Genomic DNA, 17,704 nt, shown 5'->3' on the forward strand with positions numbered 1-17,704 from the left:
CCCATGATAACCGTAGTGAAGGCTGATCAGGCGGAGCTGGATGTGAGGCCAGGATTATCGGAGCTATTTGCGGATGGCTTCAAGGAGTGGCTAGGTTTTTTCTCCAAGGATCCGAAAAAGCTTGCTGCAGCGTTCGCCCACATGTTCGTGCTGGATCAATTTTATGTGGCATTACACAAGGGGCAAGTGATCGGAATGGCTGCCTGCACGAATGGAACATCACTTTCGATCAAACTGGATAAACAGGAGCTTCGCAAACATCTAGGCTGGTATAAAGGCACCATAGCCAGCGTTTTCCTGAAAAAGGAATTTGAAGCTCCTTTTGTTAACCCTTTACCCGGTGTAGGCTCCATTGAATTTGTAGGAACAGTTTCCGAATTCAGGGGACAGGGCGTTGCTACGCAATTAATTCGTCATATCCTTGAGCATACATCTTATAAGGTTTACTTGATTGAAGAAGTCGCCGATACCAATATGGCAGCAATAAAGCTCTATAATAAATTAGGCTTCGAGGAATACAAACGCAGGGAGATCCCCAGCCACCGGGCAAAGAAAATCGGGATCAATCACATCGTCTCGTTAAGGCTCAGCAAACAGCCGAGCTCAAACGCATAATCGACGATTACGGATCGGCACTTTACAAGCCGCAGTGCGTGGGATATGCGAGCCGAAGCCAGCTCTTTCGAGCCTTTGCCAAAACAACCGGCATGACGCCGGAACAATACCGGAAAACCCGGCTATGATGCATAGAGGTGAGTTTATGATCATTCGAGAAGTATGTAACTGCCCGCTGGAGATTGTCCATGACATTATTAAAGGCAAATGGAAGACCATGATCATTTATCAGCTGAAGAACGGGAACACATCCTTAGCGCAGCTAGAGCGTGAAATTGACCAGATCACCCAAAAAATGCTGCTGCAGCATTTAAGGGAGCTCCAATCTTGCGGAATCGTGGATAAAATCAAAACGGAAGGTTATCCGCTGCACGTAGAGTACTATCTCACTGCACGCGGAAGAAGATTGTTAGATGCGGTCTTGATCATGCAAGAGATCGGAATTGAATATATGGTGGAGCTGGGGCAAACCGAGCTTCTCGATCGAAAAGGCATCCCATACCCACAAAAAAGTGGGTAATTCACGGGTGGTAATTCCCGATATTATAATACCTTTACTACGAGTAAAGGAGACATGAACGATGAATACAGCTTTAGTAATTGTCGACATTCAGAACGATTATTTCAAGGGAGGGAGAAATGAGCTGTACAATTCCGATGAAGCAGCTGCCCGCGCTCAAGAGGCATTGACGCTGTTCCGGGAAAAGAATTTACCCATTGTCCATATTCAGTGCATCCTGCTAGATGAACACGCAACATTCTTTCTTCCCGGTACGGAAGGGATTAACATTCATGCAGCAGTAGCTCCCCGGTCAGACGAAAAGGTGATTGTAAAACATACCCCTGACAGCTTCTATCAAACGGAACTGCAGCAGCATCTTGAATCCATTCAGGCCAAGCGGTTAGTCGTATGCGGCATGATGAGCCACATCTGTATTGATTCTACCGTGAGAAGCGCAAGTCGCTTGGGCTATGAAGTATTGTTGCTGAGCGATGCATGTGCGACCAGGGATATAGAATGGGACGGAACCGTGATCCCAGCCCAAACCGTTCATCAAACATTTATGGCATCATTACAAGATACCTTTGCGCAAGTAAGGAAGACTAGCAGTCTGTACGAGCTGATTTGATTATGGCTATGTCCTATGAGGACATGGAAGAGCTCATGAACAATTGAAATGATAAATGATATACATAAGCCGCTGATCCTGGATCAGTGGTTTTATGTTTTCTGGCAATTCTAACGAATCTTCATTCCCTTACAGCCATGATATGCTAGACTACTCATATACCACTATTTAGGAGTCCGAGATGAATGAAGACATTCACGATTTTGTATATTGAAGACGATCAGGAGATCGGTGCCTGGTCCAGAGACTTTTTAAGCGGGCACGGCTATGAGGTCATATGGAAGACATCCGGTTATGACGTAGAGGAAGCATTAGAACGCTGTGATTTGGTTATCGTCGACATAATGCTGCCGGGCTTGGATGGCTTTACGGTCGGTCAACGGATCAAGCGGCAGAGGCCAGAGCTGCCCATAATGATGCTAACGGCGAGAACGGCCATTGAGGATAAGCTTACGGGCTTGTCTTTTGCCGATGATTATATGACGAAGCCATACCATCCGGATGAGCTGCTGGCCCGCATTCAAGTGCTTCTTAGACGCACGGGCGTTTCGGAACCGGAACTTCTTCAGATCCGTCATTTAACGATCGACCGGAATCGTAACCGGATATGGCACACGGAATCGAAGGATGAGATTGTGCTGACAGGTAAGCAATTTCATATTTTTATGTATTTCCTTGACCATTTGAATCACATTTTAACGCAGAAGCAGATTTATGAAGCGATATGGGGCGAACCGCATTTGGCGGGGGATAAAACATTAACGGTCCATATTCGCCATTTGCGGGAGAAAATCGAACAGGATCCGGCTTCTCCCCAAATTATCGAGACCATCCGCGGCGTCGGATACCGGGTGCGGGCATGAAAATCCGAGGCTCGTTAATGACAAAGTACCTGATCCTCATTATGACCGCTATGCTGCTTTGGCCGGTCATTCCCGCGATGTTTTATTTTCCGGGCTATCTCCTTAGCAATCATCCGATTTACCGTCCGGAAGAAATCACCCGTATATGGCAGCAAGAGGCCATGAAGCTGAACGGGACGGATCGGGATACGATCCTTAACCGCTTGGCCGAGTTGAATGAGGAGTTTCCGGATGCCGAAATATTCTGGGTTGATCCGTCGGGCAAAACGCAGGCGGTCCAAGACCTTTCGGAGGATACACCAGCGCAGTGGGATTATGAGGATGTGCTCTCACTTCAGATGCAAGGACATAAACCAGGATCGTTTACCTTAGCCTCGCTGATCGGTGGCGATCCCAAGCAAGGGTTTATGGTCATGCGGCTCCCTGAATCCCATATCCTATCAGCAGAGATGTCGCTCGCGGGAAATTTGCCGCTGATCCTTTTGTTTTTCATAATTTGTCTCTGCTTCGTGGGGCTGTCTTGGCTATTCTTCGTTAAGCTTCGCAAAAGACTGATCAAGCTGCAGTCAGCGATGAGCGTTAGCGGGAAGAATGAAATTCCGAATGAGGTCACGATTAGCAAAAAAGACGAAATCGGAGAGCTCGAAGGAGCCTTTAACCGCATGGTGCGGGAACTCAGGGAAAGTCAACAGCGGGAGCGGGAAGAGGAAGATTTGCGCAAGCAATTCATTTCAAACGTGTCCCATGATCTTCGCACCCCATTGACCGTCATCCGCCAGCATATCCATACGGTTCGCAATAACCCGGAATCCTCCCATGGGCAAACGTCGCTTTCCATCATTGAAAGGAAGCTGAATGAAGTCGATAAGCTGATGGATAATCTCCTGTCCTATTCGCTGCTGTCGGCAGGGAAGTATCCCATAAGCATGCAGCCCGTCGATATAACGGAGGAGGTCCGGAATCGAGTGGCCGAATGGTATCCTGTATTTGAAGCAAAGGATTTCGAGGTTCAGGTCGAGCTCCCTGACGAGCCGGTGATCTGGGCTGCGGATCCCATGTGGCTGCATCGGATTCTCGACAATGTGTTTCAAAACGTGGTGCGTCACGCCGGAGCGGGCCGGTACATCGCGGTTCATATGACGGATGGTCAGAAAAGTCAGAAGCAGACTCTCATTATTAGAGACAGAGGTCCCGGAATAAGCAATAAGACTCTTGAGAAAGGCGCCGGTATTGGTTTATCCATCGTTTCGCTGATGACCAAGGAGATGGGAATGCAGTGGGAAATGGAATCCAGCTCCACGGGGTGTACGTTTTCCATTTGGAAAGAAACGAAATAGCTAACAGATTGGGTACGGAAGACAAGGCCTGCTTAAGAGAGCCTTAAGAATGCCGACTTTTTTGACATTGAAGCTGCTTATAAGTCGTTTGTGATGACTTGCAAGCAGCTTTTTTTATGCATCTCGATGATGCGAGAGCGCTGTGAACCTTATGATGCAATTATTAACCTAATCTTAACCTTGGGGTCGCTTTACTTTTCGATTCGGGAGATAGAATGGGATACACAATTAGCGTGTGTAAGGAGGTAAGTGATCCAGCATGAGGTATGATCGCACAACAGCTTTGAAAGAGAGGCAGGTTTCACAATGGTCAACCATGAGGCGCAGATATGGCTATGGAGCTGCCATATCGGTGATGCCGTATTTTCTGATTAAAATCGCTTGGACGCTAGGGCTATTCATTCCGACTGAACAAATGGGCGACACCAGTTGGCGAGCAATCAACGCAGCTACCGCCATAATAGCAGCGATCGGAATCCTGCTTGCATTAGCATTCAGCATGCCCTGGGGGGCGCGTCTGCCTGCATGGCTGGTTGCCATCCCTGTATGGATAGGTACCGGTCTGCTCGTTCCTATGCTGCTCTTGGCTCCGGTACTGGGCCCGGCTGCCATGCTTCGGGATCAGGAGGCAGGTGCCGCCGGCGTATGGGCCTTGGAACAATTATTCGTTATGCTATCGCTGGTTGGCGTCAGCATTTGCCTTCCGCTCGCCATGGCAGGATATGCAAGGTCACGCTGGCCGGAGGCTTTCGGCAATTCGATGGATTATAGCCAATTGCCCGGGAATACCTTGAGGCTGCAGCAAATCATGGGGAGACTTGTTGGCATAGGATGTATCCTGCTTGGCATGATCAAGGTATTCTGGGCGGCGGGAGGGACGATCGGCATTGATCCGGCCAGATTGGAAGAGCGCGACATGTGGTGGCATCTGCTGACGTTAAGCACGGGCGCATGGTCCTTCGCCGGAGCATGGGGATTAATTGTCCTTACTTCCCGCAGCAGATCACGGCGGTTTGTCCCCCGGATGGCAGCCGTATGGGTATCTTCAGGCATGTTATTTTCGTATAATCTCTTCTCTGCGATTCGCACGGATTCCCAGCTCTCACCTGAGCACCCGGTGCTTCGGATGCTGACCACGCAGGCCGGGATCATCTTCGGCATCGTGATGGGAATGATGCTTGTATTGGTGCTGCATGATCGGCGGCAAGCCATGAGTGAACAGCATCAGGTTCTATCGAGTGAAAATGAAGCGATCTAACACTTTCGTGCGCTAGAGAAGCTGGTGGCCTCGTCAAGGTTACCAGCTTTTTTATGTTCGGAAGTCTTTTGACTCTTTTGCACACTTTGCACTTTCTTTAAGAATGCCGATCGCCACGGCTCTTTCAGCCTTCAAAAATGTCTCATTGCCGGAAAAGAAAGCGCTGCTGCATAATAAGGCCACACCGCTCGCGAGGCGATGAACGACATATGGAGGTGGATGATGATGAAGCAAGCTACGGCTCAAAGGGACTTCCCGCAAACGTCCAAGCAGGCGGATTACCGCACGAGCTTCGCGGCAAGGCTGCGCAGGGACAAATGGCTCTACCTGTTGCTGCTCCCAGGCTTGCTTTATTTTTTGGTATTTAAATATGTGCCGATGTGGGGGGTATTGCTGGCATTTCAAAACTATCAGCCGTTTACCGGCTTTTTGAAGAGCGAATGGGTGGGCTTCGAGCATTTCCGCCTGTTTTTTAATAACCCCGAGTTTTTTATGCTGCTGCGCAATACGCTGCTGTTATCGTTTTATAATCTCATTTTCTTTTTTCCCGCTCCGATTATATTGGCGCTCTTGTTAAATGAGGTAAGGCTTTCGTTCTTTAAGCGGACGATTCAAACGATGATTTATGTACCGCATTTTATATCGATGGTAATCGTAGCGAGTTTGACGTACGTGTTCCTGACCACGGAGGGCGGCACGGTCAACGAGCTGCTATACCAATATACGGGGGAGAAAATCCAGTTTCTGTCCGATCCGTCATGGTTCCGTCCCGTCATCATTTTGCAGACGATCTGGAAGGAATGCGGCTGGGGAACGATCATTTTCCTGGCGGCGCTGTCGGCCGTCGACGTGGAGCAATACGAGGCCGCGACGATCGACGGGGCGAATCGCTGGAGGCAGCTCTGGCATATCACACTGCCAGCGATTCGCAGCACCATCGTAATTCTTCTGATTCTGCGTATGGGCAGCGTGCTGGACAACGGCTTCGAACAAATTTATTTGATGTTAAATCCGCTCAATCGCTCGGTAGGCGAGGTGTTCGACACATACGTTTACGCGATGGGGATCACGCAAGGCGCCTTCAGCTACAGCACGGCCGTCGGGCTGTTTAAATCGGTCGTTGGCGTAACGCTTGTGCTTGGCACGAACTGGCTGGCGAAAAAATTCGGCGAATCCGGGCTTTATTAAGAAGAAAGGGGAAATGATCCATGGCCAAGCAATACAGAACAGCGGCAGGCGTCACGTTCGACACCGTCAATTATATCGTGCTCACAATGTTCGGGCTGGCTGCCGTGCTCCCTTTCGTTTACGTGATCGCGGGCTCCTTCGCCTCGGATGCGGAGCTGACGTCCAGGGCGGTGTTTTTCATACCCAAAACATTTACGTTAAATGCCTACGAGTTTATTTTTTCTACAGGCACGATTGTGAAAAGCATTGGCGTTTCCGTGTACGTGACCGTGATCGGCACGCTCGTCAATTTGTTTTTTACGGTAACGATGGCCTATTCCTTGGCAAAGAGAGGATTGTACGGCCGCAATCTGGTGCTGAATCTCGTCATCTTCTCCATGCTGTTCGGCGGGGGCATGATCCCGACTTACCTCGTCGTCAAGGAGCTGCAGCTGCTGGATTCACTCTGGGCACTCATGCTGCCGGGGGCGATCAGCGCGTTTAACCTGATCATCGTCAAAAACTTTTTTCAGGAAATTCCGAAGGAGATCGAGGAGGCCGGCCGCATCGACGGCTGCTCCGAGCTTGGCCTCTTGTGGCGGATCGTGCTGCCGCTGTCGATGCCTGTTCTCGCCACATTTACGTTGTTTTATGCCGTCGGACATTGGAACGATTTCTTCTCGGCACTGCTGTATATCAACGATCCGGACAAATGGCCGCTGCAGGTCATGCTGCGCCAGATCGTTCTGCTATCGCAAGCGGCTGCAGGGGATCTGAACTCGATGGACCCTAACTTTGTGAAGCCGCCGGATCAATCGATCAAGATGGCTGTGATCGTTGTCGGCACGATCCCGATCCTGTGCGTGTACCCGTTCCTGCAAAAGCATTTCGCCAAAGGCGTCCTGCTTGGCTCCGTGAAAGGGTAGAGCTTTATTTTCCAAATGTGTGAATCCGCGTGGCTCTGTTAGTTATACCAGCAAGATGGGGTTGCTTGGAGCTCGCGCGGTTTGCAATAGGATTCTAACGATAAAGGGAGGCTATTTAATGAAGAAAAAGACAATGAAAGCGAAGCGTGCTTCCACATTTCTTATTCTAGGCACGATGTGCATCGTATTGCTGGCCAGCTGCTCGTCCACCAAAAGCAGCGGGGGCACGGACTCAACCAACAGCTCGACTGCAGCTCCGCCTGCAAGCGCTTCATCAGGTTCGCAAGAAGCGTATAATCTGAACATTATGCTCCCGATTTTTAAAACGAACTATCCAAAGGATGATAGTCCCGTAGCGGCCGAGCTCGAGAAGCTGACGGGCACGGACATTCATTTCGAATGGGTGCCTAACGCTTCGTATGCTGATAAATTCAACATTACCCTCGCGTCGGGCAATTTGCCGAAAATTATTTACGTGCCGGACTCGAAGGGGCCAAGCTTCGTTAGCGCGGTGAAATCGGGGGCGTTCTGGGACTTGACCGACAAGCTCAAAAATTATCCGAACCTTAGCCAGGCCAGCGAAATCATTCTGAACAACTCTTCGATCAACGGCAGAACGTACGGCGTATATCGCGGGCGCGAGCTTGGCCGTAACGGCGTTTATTACCGTAAGGATTGGCTGGAGAACGTCGGCCTGGAGGAGCCGAAAACGATCGATGAATTTTACGATATGCTGAAAGCGTTCAAAGAGAAGGATCCGGATGGAAACGGCAAGGACGACACGTATGGTCTGGTCATGGTCAAATGGACGGCCGGTTGGGGTGCGGGCTTCGACCAGATCAAGCTGTGGTTCGGTGCGCCTAACGTTTGGGGGGAAAAGGACGGCCAGCTCGTGCCGGAGTTCGAATACGACGAATACTTCGAAGCGCTGAAGTTCATGAAAAAGCTGTATGACGAAAAGCTCGTCAACCAAGATTTTGCCGTCATGGACTCCGCGAAATGGACCGATCCGCTCGTTAACGGTCAGGCCGGCGTCATTATCGACGTCGTGGACGGCGCGGCTCGAGTCGACGACAAAATCAAAGCAGCGAATGCAGCTGCGGGCAAAGACTCAAGAGAGCATTACATGGACGTGTTCGGAGCGGTAGCCGGTCCGGATGGACAAATTCGTACCCTGCCTACCTCCGGATTCGCCGGTCTTTTGGCTATTCCGAAGTCGAGCGTGAAGACTGAAGAGGAGGTCGACCGCATATTGAAATTCCTTGACCAGCTGAACGAGCCTGAATTACAGACGCTGACCAGCTTCGGGCTTGAAGGCGTGCATTATACTAAGATCGATGATCAGACGCTGGAAAGAAGCACGGACGCTGTGCTGCTCGAATCGGAAGTCGAAGGGCTTAACCAGATGGTGCCTTACATTCCGGAAGGCAAGGGGCTGCAAGTGGCCCAGACCCCGCTTCGCTTGAAGCAAACGGAGGTTCAGCTGAAAAACCGGGAAACGATCGTCGCCAATCCGGCGGAACCGTTCATTTCTGAAGTATACTCGCAAAAAGGGCAGCAGCTCGGAAATATTATTAACGACGCCCGCATTAAATTCATCGTCGGCCAAATTGACGAGCAGGGCTGGCGCGACGCAATCGAACTGTGGAAAAAATCCGGCGGCGACGATTACGTTAAGGAAATCAACGAGCTGTACGCGGCATCCAAATCCTAAGCAGTCCATAGTCGTGTCGCTCCAGCGAAAAAGAGGCCTCGTGGCCTCTTTTTCGCAATAGAATGTAACCGTTCAACTTACCCGAAACTTGAGAGTAACCGCTTTGCATCCAGAACTCCACGATGTGGAGTTATTTGAGATTCCTCGGTTTTTTGAACAAATTACCCTGAAAACATGCAGGCTTTATGGGGAGGTCCGCGTTATGCTAATGAAAGGAAACGGTTTTATTTCGCGGTTATTGAATACGCTTACATATCTGAAAGATCAAAGGTCCGCCTGACGTGGGAAGGCAAAACTAATTTTAGATATGGTTGGTGAGCTGACGATGAATGGATGGAAGACGTTATTGGCCCGCTTATCCGGCAGATCCGGCAGCTTCTACAGGAAAACCTTGATCATGTTCCTGTTCGTTGCCGGCATTCCCGGCATCATAACAGGGGTTCTCGTGTACTCCATGGCGGGGGGAAAGCTGGAAAAGGAGCTGTTGAACCTCCATAATAACCAGATTGAGCAGCGGTCGCAGAATCTCAATAAACAGCTGTCCAATCTCGAAATGATGCTGGCGCATTGGGCGTTCGATACGAGCTTCGATTATTCGCTCAGCGATCGCGACTTCGTGCGCGATTTCGAGAAGACCCGCGATATTACGAATACGCTGCTGGTGATGCAGGGCTCCAATACGATGATTCGCAACGTCAGCCTCTATTTGCGCGGAAGTCAGCCGGTATTGTTTTATCCGGAATACTCTGCTTTGCATGACGGAAGTGTCATATCGCTTTACGATCGTCTCCTTGACGCGGGAAAAACGACGTATTGGACACAGCTGGCGCTTGACCCTGATCAGCCGGGAAAACGGGAACTGACGTTTGTGCATCTCGTTCCCGGGGGCAGCCCCAAACCGATCGGTGCCCTGATCGTCCGCTTGGACAACGATCAGGTCGCGGAGGCGCTGCGGACCATTACGCCTTATACCGACGGCGAGAACTTTCTGATGGAGCCGGCCGGGCAGCTCTACGTATCCGCCAACGGGAGTACGATCGACTCGACGTTTGTTATGGCAGTCAGGAGCGAGATCGAATTGAACGGGAGCACGGAAGGCTCGTTCCTGTACGAATGGAACGATAAAACCTACGCGGTTACATACGGTTATTTCGCACGAATCATGGACAGCTGGCTGTACGTGTCAGCCTCGCCGATCACCAATATCACGGCGCCGGTTGTCTTTATATCCAAAGTCATTTTGACGGTCAGCCTGAGCGCTCTCTTCCTGGCGGTGCTCCTTGCTTGGCTTGCATCGAACCGTATGTATTCGCCCGTCAAACGGCTGATGATGGATTTGCTGCCTAGTGCCTCCTTGATAGGCGGAAGCCGGGAGGACGAGTTCACGCTGATCGAGCGGCAATGGCAGCATTTAAACCGGGAAAGCCGGGAGCTGAACGCCAAGCTGGTCGAGCAGCTGCCGCACGTGAAGGAGAGTTTTCTCCATCAGCTGCTTCAGGGCTATTTGTACGCATATACCGAGGAGGACCTTCGGTCACGGATGGAGCGGTATAAATGGCAGGTGCGGGGCAAGCAGTTTGTCGTGCTGTACGTACAGCTTACCGGAATCGCCAGCATGGAAGGAAAATTCAAGTTTGGGGACGAGGGACTGGTCACCTTTGCGTCCGTCAACATGATCGAAGAGCTGGCGGATTCCTATTTCGAGCAAAGCAGCACGATCAATTTCCACGATCTCGGATCGGGCGTGCTGCTGATCTTGCCGGAAGGAGAGCCCTGTGCGGAAACGATCAAAGCATTCAGCGAAGAGCTTGCGCGGACGATTAACCGGCTGCTCAACATGGTGGTGACCGTAGCGATCAGCCGGGCTGTCACCCGGGCTAGCGACATACCGCTCGCATTCGAGGGCGTGAAGCACGCGGCCAGCTTCCGCAAATTCGATAACGACAACCAAATCATCGAGATGGAGCAGCTGGACTTTGAGGATTCGTCCGAACCGCAGTACCCGTTCACGCTGGAACGGGAGTTTCTTCAGGCGCTACGGACCGGGCAGGAAGCGGACGCCAACGCCTTGCTCGTCGAGTTCCAGAAAGCGTTGTCCGTGAAAGAGGCCAAAGCGATCGACGTCCAGCAGGGGATGCTTCATTTGCTGGGTTCCGTCCAGCATGCAATTCTTGTATCCGGCATTCAGCCAAATCGTCTGTTTAAGGGCGCCAACCTGTATGAGCAGCTATCTCAGATCAAAGAGCCTGCAGGCGCCCGCGAATGGTTCCAGATGAAGGTGATCGCACCTTTCATGAAGGAGCTAACAAGCAGGACGGATGGCCAGGTCAAACGGCTGATCGAGCAAGCCATGATCTATATGCAGCAAAACTATATGCGCGACATTTCGCTCGACAATTGCGCCGATCACATCGGCACGAACCCGTTTTTCCTGAGCAAATCCTTCAAGCAGGTGACCGGCAAGAACTTTATCGATTATTTGACCGAGCTGCGCATGGAAAAAGCGAAGGAGCTTCTTCGGGATTCGGAGATGAAAATCAACACGGTCGCTGAACAGGTCGGATATCGGCACAGCTATTTTAACCGGATCTTTAAAAAGCTTGAGGGCATGACCCCCACCCGTTACCGCGAGCTAAGCCGGGCGGAGTAGGAAGCAAGCTGCGTAAAAGACACATCGGGGAAGAAGCCGGCAGTGGTTCATCATGCGAACGCTGCCGGCTTTGTTGCGAAGCGAAGGGCCTGTGAGAAGCTCGTTTAGCCTTCGCGTGCAATAAAGTGCAATCTTTTAGAAATCGTGCAATTTCGGCCGGAAGAGGTCATCAAGAAAGTGTCATTGCCGGGAAAACCTCAGCTCACTACAATAAGGGCGTTGAAGAAGTCGGAAGTGAGCAAAAACGTTAGGAGATGATTCCATGAACGACACGCGGGTACAACTGCGTTGGTTAAAGGCAGCCACGCCTATTCCGGCAGGGTTGACGTGGGGGATGCCGTGGAAGGAAGGGGAGCTTTCGCGGGACGAGCGGCTGTCGCTGCATATGGAAGGCGGCACCGCACCTGCGCTGCAGAGCTGGCCGACTGCATATTGGCCGGACGGCAGCGTGAAATGGACGGCGCATGCGGCCGCTTTTCCGGCTGGCGCTCCTGATGGGTGCGCGGTAGTGAAGGCAGAACCCGGGCTATTGCCAACATCAGCTTCGCTGTCGGTGCATGAGACGGAGAACGACTTTACGATCGACACAGGCGTCATTTCCTTTCGGGTACCGAAAACAGGCAGCCGTATGATCGCCGATGTTCAACACAACGGTATCAGCATAAGCTCCTATGGCGAGTTAATTGCCATCAAGGAGAGCGTAAGCGAGCTGACCGGCAGCCGAACGATCCGGCAAGTGCGTTATCAATCCCGGATTTACGAGGCGAAGCTGGAGCAAGCTGGCCCGGTCCGAGCGGTCATTAAGCTGACGGGGCGTCACCGTGCCGTCAATGGAACCGGAGAATGGCTGCCATTTTCGCTTCGCCTGTACGCCTACGCGGGACTGGAGTCGCTTCGGATCGTGCATACGTTTTTTTATGACGGCAATCCGAACCAGGATTTCGTGAAGGGACTCGGCATCCGTTTCGGGCTGCCAATGCGCGGGCCGCTCTATAACCGCCACGTCCGGTTCGCGGGCGACAGCGGTTTTGTAAGCGAATCGCCGAAGACGCTCCATACGCGGCGTACACATGGCAAATATTTGGAGCTGTTCAAGCGTCAGCTCAATGGGGAATTGCTGCCCGATGAAGACATGGCCGATGAATACTTCATGAATCTGCTGGACGATTCCGCGTGCTGGGACGGCTATAAAATGGCGCAGCTCTCAGCTGACCATTACCTGATGGCCAAGCGGACCAAGGCAGGGTGCGGCTGGCTCAAATCCGCCGAAGGCCGGAGAGGGCGCGGGGTCGCGTATGTCGGCGGGCCAGGCGGCGGCCTGGCTCTTGCGATGCGCAATTTCTGGCAGAAGCATCCTTCCGGCATGGAGGCACACGGTCTCACGGCGGACGAGGCCCAGCTGACCGCCTGGTTCTGGTCGCCGGAAGCTCCCGCCATGGACATGCGCCATTACGATACGAGCACGCATGTTGAGTCTTCCTACGAAGGCGCGGAAGAGCTGCGCGCAACGCCTTACGGCGTCGGCAATACGAGCGAGCTGACGATCTGGTGCCGGGGGGCGACGCCGTCGCCGATTGAGCTGGAAGCCTACGCGAGTTATAACGATTCGCCGCCGCTGCTTGTATGCGAGCCGGCTTATTTACGGAGCCGGGGCGCTTTTGGCATCTGGAGCTTGCCGGACCGGGGAACGCCCATAAAGGCCCGACTCGAAGAGAAGCTGGACGGGATCATCGCCTTTTACCAACGGGAGGTAGAGCAGAGGCGCTGGTACGGCTTCTGGGATTACGGCGATTTCATGCACAGCTATGACCCTGCCCGCCATGTCTGGAATTATGATCTCGGCGGCTGTGCGTGGCAAAATACCGAACTGGTCCCGAACATGTGGCTGTGGCTGATGTTTTTGCGTTCGGGACGCGAAGATATATTCCGGATGGCGGAGGCAATGACGCGTCATACAAGCGAGGTTGACGTCTACCATTTCGGTGAATACGCAGGCCTCGGCTCCCGGCATAACGTCGTCCATTGGGGCTGCGGCTGCAAGGAAGCCCGGATCAGCATGGCCGGCTTGCATCGCTATTATTATTATTTGACGGGGGACGAACGAATCGGGGATATGATGGATGAGGCCAAGGACGCCGATTATACAACCGTTCATATCGACCCGATGCGCGCCTATTTTCCAAAGGACGAGCATAAGACGCATATCCGGGTCGGTCCCGATTGGGCGGCCTTCAGCTCCAACTGGATGACCCGCTGGGAGCGTAAAGAGGATCCATTTTACCGTGACAAACTGCTGACCGGCATTCAATGTATCAAACAGGCGAATTTCGGTCTGATCTCCGGTCCGACTTACGGTTACGACCCGATAACCGGCGTGCTTACGTCGATGGGCGACGACAACTGGGGACGGCATCTGGCGTTATGCATGGGCGCACCGCAAGTGTGGTTCGAGCTGTCCGGCATGCTGAAGGATAAGCAGTGGGATGAGATGATGGCTGATTTTGGTGTGTTCTATAATCTCACGCAAGAAGAAAAGGATCAAATTACCGGCGGTGCAATCAGCACGAAGCGGTTTGAGCACCCTGTCCTGACACTGGCCCTCGTCGCTTACGGCGCTTGGTACCGAAAGGACAGACGTACAGCCGATTTTGCCTGGTCGACGCTGCTGTCACATCCTTTTGCTACAACAGATCTGGAGAAAGACTCGGCTGACGTTACTTACGCCGGCGAGCTGAAGGAGATTGACTGGATGAACACGAACGAGGCGTCGCAGTGGTCTTTGAACACGATCATCAGCCTGGAACTGATCCCGGACGCACTCCCGGGCCATACGGTATCGGAACGGCAACAAGCCAAGATATAAAGAAGCCTGGTAATCGGCACGTCCGCCCTGCAAAATAGTTGGCAATCCGCCCGTGGCTGGAAGAAAGGAGCATTACTTAAGATGAAACCTCATCAATCAACCGAATCAGGAGTTCCGGCACCGGCCGATAGCTCGCTTATTCCTGAAGGCTGGAGGGAGATATACGTGAACCCGCTAGCCGATCCCGAGCATGTCGCCGATTTTCGATTGGAAGGGAATGCCTCTGTCACGTTTCCTATGGGGCGAATGCGACTCGAGAGCATCTTGGATGAGAAGGAGGGACAGCGCGCCAATTTCGTGCTGTGGTGTCTTGAGGATTTTCCGGCAGACGCCGCAATTTCTTGGGATTTTTGGCCGGTGCGCGAGCCGGGCTTGGCCATGATGTTTTTTTGCGCAACCGGAACGGAGGGGCGTGATTTATTCGATCCTTCGATCAAGCCCCGGACGGGGGAATACGACCAGTACCATCACGGCGAAATGAATGCCTTCCATATCTCTTACTTTCGGAGGAAGTGGACGGAAGAACGGATGTTTCACACATGCAATTTGCGAAAAAGCTACGGCTTCCATCTGGTCGCTCAAGGGGCGGATCCCATCCCTGGCGTCATGGACGCGGTTGGCCCTTACCGGATGCTCATCGTCAAGGATAAGAACCGCATTACGTTTGCCGTTAACGACCTGCCGGTGTTCTCATGGGAGGACGACGGTCAGACGTACGGACCGCAACTCGCCGGCGGCAAGGTTGGTTTCCGCCAGATGGCCCCGTTGATTGGTGAATATGCAAATCTAACCGTGTATGCCGCAGGCAAATCATCAATTGAGAGGGGGCCTAATTATGAAAACCGACCATGATCAGTACAAAAATGAAACAAGGAATCAGTCCGAGGTTCAGCTGGAATACCTGGGTCGCGGGCTGGTTGCAGCTGTCACATCCGAAGGAGTATTTCTCAGCTGGCGATTGCTCGGGAATGAAGTGAGCGGCTTTAGCAGTAACGGACTGACCGGAACTGATTTTAACCTGTATCGAGATGGCAGCTTGATCGCAGTTGTCTGCGACAGCACCAATTATTTGGATCCCGGCGGGACGCCAGACTCGGTTTACTATGTTTGTGCCGTTGTCGACGGTCAAGAGGTCGACCGAAGTGCCGATGTCAATCCGTGGGAAGGTCCGTACTACGAAATACCCTTGCAAAAACCGGCTGACGGCATAACGCCGACCGGTCAAACCTTTACATACTCGGCGAATGACATGAGCGTAGGGGATGTAGATGGCGACGGCGAGTATGAGTTTTTTGTCAAATGGGACCCTTCAAACGCGAAAGATGTATCGCACTCCGGCTACACCGGACAGGTGTATATCGACTGTTATAAGCTGGACGGAACGCTGCTATACCGGATTGACCTAGGCGTGAACATTCGGGCAGGTGCCCACTATACGCAGTTTCTGGTCTACGATTTTGACGGAGACGGGAGAGCCGAGCTCATGTTTAAGACCGCACCCGGCACGAAGGTCATCCGGTACAATCAGGCAGGTCAGAGCACCACCGAAACTTATGTAACGATGCCGCCTGAGGATATCGCTGCCGGATACAGCCATTCGGACGACTATCGAATGAGCAGCGAGGATTACTATAAGCATATCGTCTCAGTGTTCATGCGCTGGCACTCCCATGAGGAGGTGGTGGCCGGACGATGGCCCTCCACGCTGGAAGAATGCTTTGGGATCGAGCAACGTTACGATTACCCTTTGTCCAGGGGGGATGCGGAACGGCTCGCCGATTACTTCCTCGATGTGTATGCTCCCAGTCGGAGTGGCCGCAACAATTTGCGGTCATTCGAGGGATTCGTTCTTGATGGGCCTGAATATTTAACCGTATTTTATGGGCATACGGGCGAGGAATTGGAGACGATCCCCTATAAGCCGGGGCGGCATGATGACGGTCTGATGTGGGGGGATTATGCTTGGAACCGCATCGAGCCCGGTAATCGCGTGGACCGATTTCTGGCAGGCGTAGCCTATTTGGACGGCAAACAACCGTTTGCGATCTTTGCCCGCGGCTACTATACCAGGGCCGCCGTCGCAGCCTATTCCTGGGATGGAAAGCGCCTTAAGGAGAAGTGGTTCGTCGACAGCGGCTGGGTTTCGATGAATAACCCTTTTCATGATACGCTTGGTCTAGAGGACGGCCGCAGTGAGAAGTTCGGCAGCCTCGCTAAACAAGGCGCGCATTCATTAAGCGTTGCAGATGTGGACGGAGATGGCTGCCACGAAATTATATACGGGGCGGCAACCATCGACCATGACGGAACGATTTTATACAGCTCTCGGGCTGAAATGCCCCCGGAAAGCAAGGAGCCTGGCGCAATCTCCAAGCTGGGTCACGGCGATGCACTTCATGTAGCGAATATAGATCCGGATCGGCAAGGGTTGGAGATATTTATGGTCCATGAAAGCGGCGCATCGGGACCCTACGGATATACGCTGCGTGATGCGGCAACCGGCGAGGTGTTATACGGCGGCTTCGCAATCGATGACGTTGGGCGCGGAATGATCGGGCAGGTTGAACCGAATCATCGCGGCCTTCAAACATGGTGCAGCGAAGGTTATGAAAGCGATGAAGCGTTCGGCTTGATGACATGTACGGGAGAACGGATTGCGGCACAGGTACCGGGCACGAACATGAGCATCAAATGGTCGGCTGATATGACCACACAGATCATCAACGGCAGATTCGACGAGCCGGTTACGATCGACGACTGGAAACGAGGCAGGCTGCTTACCGCAGAAGGCGCGGTTTCCAACAACGGTACGAAGGGAAATCCATGCCTTGTTGCGGACGTGTTCGGAGATTGGAGAGAGGAGCTGTTGGTTCGAACAAAGGATAGCTCGGCGATCCGTATCTACTTGAGCACCGAAGTAACGGACCGAAAATTGTATACGTTGATGCATGATACGCAATATCGGACAGGAATTGCATGGCAGAATGTCGTATATAACCAGCCAAGTTATACAAGCTTTTATTTTGCATCCGATATCGATTGGGGAATGGTGCCTGTTCCGCAATTGTATCTTCCCCGCGCAAGGCGAAGGTAATCGGCCCCCGTTACGAGGGGGATATTTCGTTCACGAGGAGTATATCTCGTAATGGAAGCATAATCCGTCACGAGGAGCATATCCGAT

Annotated in this window: 13 protein-coding genes; all 13 read left to right on the plus strand. The window is 52.4% G+C overall.

Annotation, left to right across the window (positions count from 1 at the left end; all coding sequences use genetic code 11):
- Positions 1-3 precede the first annotated feature (3 nt).
- The 13 genes from NSQ46_RS14355 (at position 4) to NSQ46_RS14415 (ending at position 17,617) form a co-directional block, all read left to right on the plus strand.
- The gene (locus NSQ46_RS14355; protein ID WP_342576898.1) at positions 4-615 is read left to right on the plus strand and encodes a GNAT family N-acetyltransferase; all 612 of its coding nucleotides are present in this window, start codon (positions 4-6) and stop codon (positions 613-615) included.
- A gap of 145 nt (positions 616-760) precedes the next feature.
- Positions 761-1,135, plus strand: coding sequence for a helix-turn-helix domain-containing protein (locus NSQ46_RS14360; RefSeq protein WP_007128257.1), 375 nt, complete (start codon positions 761-763; stop codon positions 1,133-1,135).
- A 61-nt stretch (positions 1,136-1,196) separates the two neighbouring features.
- Positions 1,197-1,745, plus strand: coding sequence for a cysteine hydrolase family protein (locus NSQ46_RS14365; protein WP_342576899.1), 549 nt, complete (start codon positions 1,197-1,199; stop codon positions 1,743-1,745).
- A gap of 185 nt (positions 1,746-1,930) precedes the next feature.
- Positions 1,931-2,608 (plus strand): response regulator transcription factor, encoded by a 678-nt coding sequence (locus NSQ46_RS14370; RefSeq protein WP_007128255.1) that lies wholly within the window; start codon positions 1,931-1,933, stop codon positions 2,606-2,608.
- A gap of 17 nt (positions 2,609-2,625) precedes the next feature.
- Complete coding sequence (locus tag NSQ46_RS14375) at positions 2,626-3,945, plus strand: HAMP domain-containing sensor histidine kinase (RefSeq protein ID WP_341341928.1); 1,320 nt, start codon at positions 2,626-2,628, stop codon at positions 3,943-3,945.
- Between the two features lie 259 nt (positions 3,946-4,204).
- Positions 4,205-5,203 carry a hypothetical protein gene (locus tag NSQ46_RS14380; RefSeq protein ID WP_007128253.1) on the plus strand — a complete coding sequence of 333 codons (999 nt, stop codon included), beginning with the start codon at positions 4,205-4,207 and terminating at the stop codon, positions 5,201-5,203.
- A 225-nt stretch (positions 5,204-5,428) separates the two neighbouring features.
- Complete coding sequence (locus NSQ46_RS14385) at positions 5,429-6,391, plus strand: sugar ABC transporter permease (RefSeq protein WP_028405132.1); 963 nt, start codon at positions 5,429-5,431, stop codon at positions 6,389-6,391.
- 20 nt (positions 6,392-6,411) lie between these two features.
- Entirely contained in the window at positions 6,412-7,296 is an 885-nt protein-coding gene (locus NSQ46_RS14390) for a carbohydrate ABC transporter permease (protein ID WP_007128251.1), read from the plus strand.
- A gap of 118 nt (positions 7,297-7,414) precedes the next feature.
- Positions 7,415-9,010 (plus strand): extracellular solute-binding protein, encoded by a 1,596-nt coding sequence (locus NSQ46_RS14395; RefSeq protein WP_007128250.1) that lies wholly within the window; start codon positions 7,415-7,417, stop codon positions 9,008-9,010.
- Between the two features lie 325 nt (positions 9,011-9,335).
- Positions 9,336-11,660 carry a helix-turn-helix domain-containing protein gene (locus NSQ46_RS14400; RefSeq protein ID WP_007128249.1) on the plus strand — a complete coding sequence of 775 codons (2,325 nt, stop codon included), beginning with the start codon at positions 9,336-9,338 and terminating at the stop codon, positions 11,658-11,660.
- Positions 11,661-11,922: 262 nt separating this feature from the next.
- Positions 11,923-14,523: a hypothetical protein gene (locus NSQ46_RS14405; protein WP_342576902.1), complete on the plus strand. Its 2,601-nt coding sequence runs from the start codon at positions 11,923-11,925 to the stop codon at positions 14,521-14,523.
- Between the two features lie 81 nt (positions 14,524-14,604).
- Positions 14,605-15,375: a DUF1961 family protein gene (locus NSQ46_RS14410; RefSeq protein ID WP_007128247.1), complete on the plus strand. Its 771-nt coding sequence runs from the start codon at positions 14,605-14,607 to the stop codon at positions 15,373-15,375.
- Positions 15,359-17,617: a rhamnogalacturonan lyase gene (locus NSQ46_RS14415; protein WP_007128246.1), complete on the plus strand. Its 2,259-nt coding sequence runs from the start codon at positions 15,359-15,361 to the stop codon at positions 17,615-17,617. The genes NSQ46_RS14410 and NSQ46_RS14415 overlap by 17 nt, the downstream gene beginning before the upstream one ends.
- The last annotated feature ends 87 nt before the right edge of the window (positions 17,618-17,704 follow it).

Source organism: Paenibacillus sp. FSL M8-0142 (assembly GCF_038597315.1).
GTDB classification, from domain to species: domain Bacteria; phylum Bacillota; class Bacilli; order Paenibacillales; family Paenibacillaceae; genus Paenibacillus_AQ; species Paenibacillus_AQ lactis.

Excerpts from the sequence above, each read along its gene's own strand:
- NSQ46_RS14355 (WP_342576898.1), top strand. The coding sequence starts at position 4 with ATGATAACCGTAGTGAAGGCTGATCAGGCGGAGCTGGATGTGAGGCCA.
- NSQ46_RS14360 (WP_007128257.1), top strand. The coding sequence starts at position 761 with ATGATCATTCGAGAAGTATGTAACTGCCCGCTGGAGATTGTCCATGAC.
- NSQ46_RS14365 (WP_342576899.1), top strand. The coding sequence starts at position 1,197 with ATGAATACAGCTTTAGTAATTGTCGACATTCAGAACGATTATTTCAAG.
- NSQ46_RS14370 (WP_007128255.1), top strand. The coding sequence starts at position 1,931 with ATGAAGACATTCACGATTTTGTATATTGAAGACGATCAGGAGATCGGT.
- NSQ46_RS14375 (WP_341341928.1), top strand. The coding sequence starts at position 2,626 with ATGACAAAGTACCTGATCCTCATTATGACCGCTATGCTGCTTTGGCCG.
- NSQ46_RS14380 (WP_007128253.1), top strand. The coding sequence starts at position 4,205 with ATGAGGTATGATCGCACAACAGCTTTGAAAGAGAGGCAGGTTTCACAA.
- NSQ46_RS14385 (WP_028405132.1), top strand. The coding sequence starts at position 5,429 with ATGAAGCAAGCTACGGCTCAAAGGGACTTCCCGCAAACGTCCAAGCAG.
- NSQ46_RS14390 (WP_007128251.1), top strand. The coding sequence starts at position 6,412 with ATGGCCAAGCAATACAGAACAGCGGCAGGCGTCACGTTCGACACCGTC.
- NSQ46_RS14395 (WP_007128250.1), top strand. The coding sequence starts at position 7,415 with ATGAAGAAAAAGACAATGAAAGCGAAGCGTGCTTCCACATTTCTTATT.
- NSQ46_RS14400 (WP_007128249.1), top strand. The coding sequence starts at position 9,336 with ATGAATGGATGGAAGACGTTATTGGCCCGCTTATCCGGCAGATCCGGC.
- NSQ46_RS14405 (WP_342576902.1), top strand. The coding sequence starts at position 11,923 with ATGAACGACACGCGGGTACAACTGCGTTGGTTAAAGGCAGCCACGCCT.
- NSQ46_RS14410 (WP_007128247.1), top strand. The coding sequence starts at position 14,605 with ATGAAACCTCATCAATCAACCGAATCAGGAGTTCCGGCACCGGCCGAT.
- NSQ46_RS14415 (WP_007128246.1), top strand. The coding sequence starts at position 15,359 with ATGAAAACCGACCATGATCAGTACAAAAATGAAACAAGGAATCAGTCC.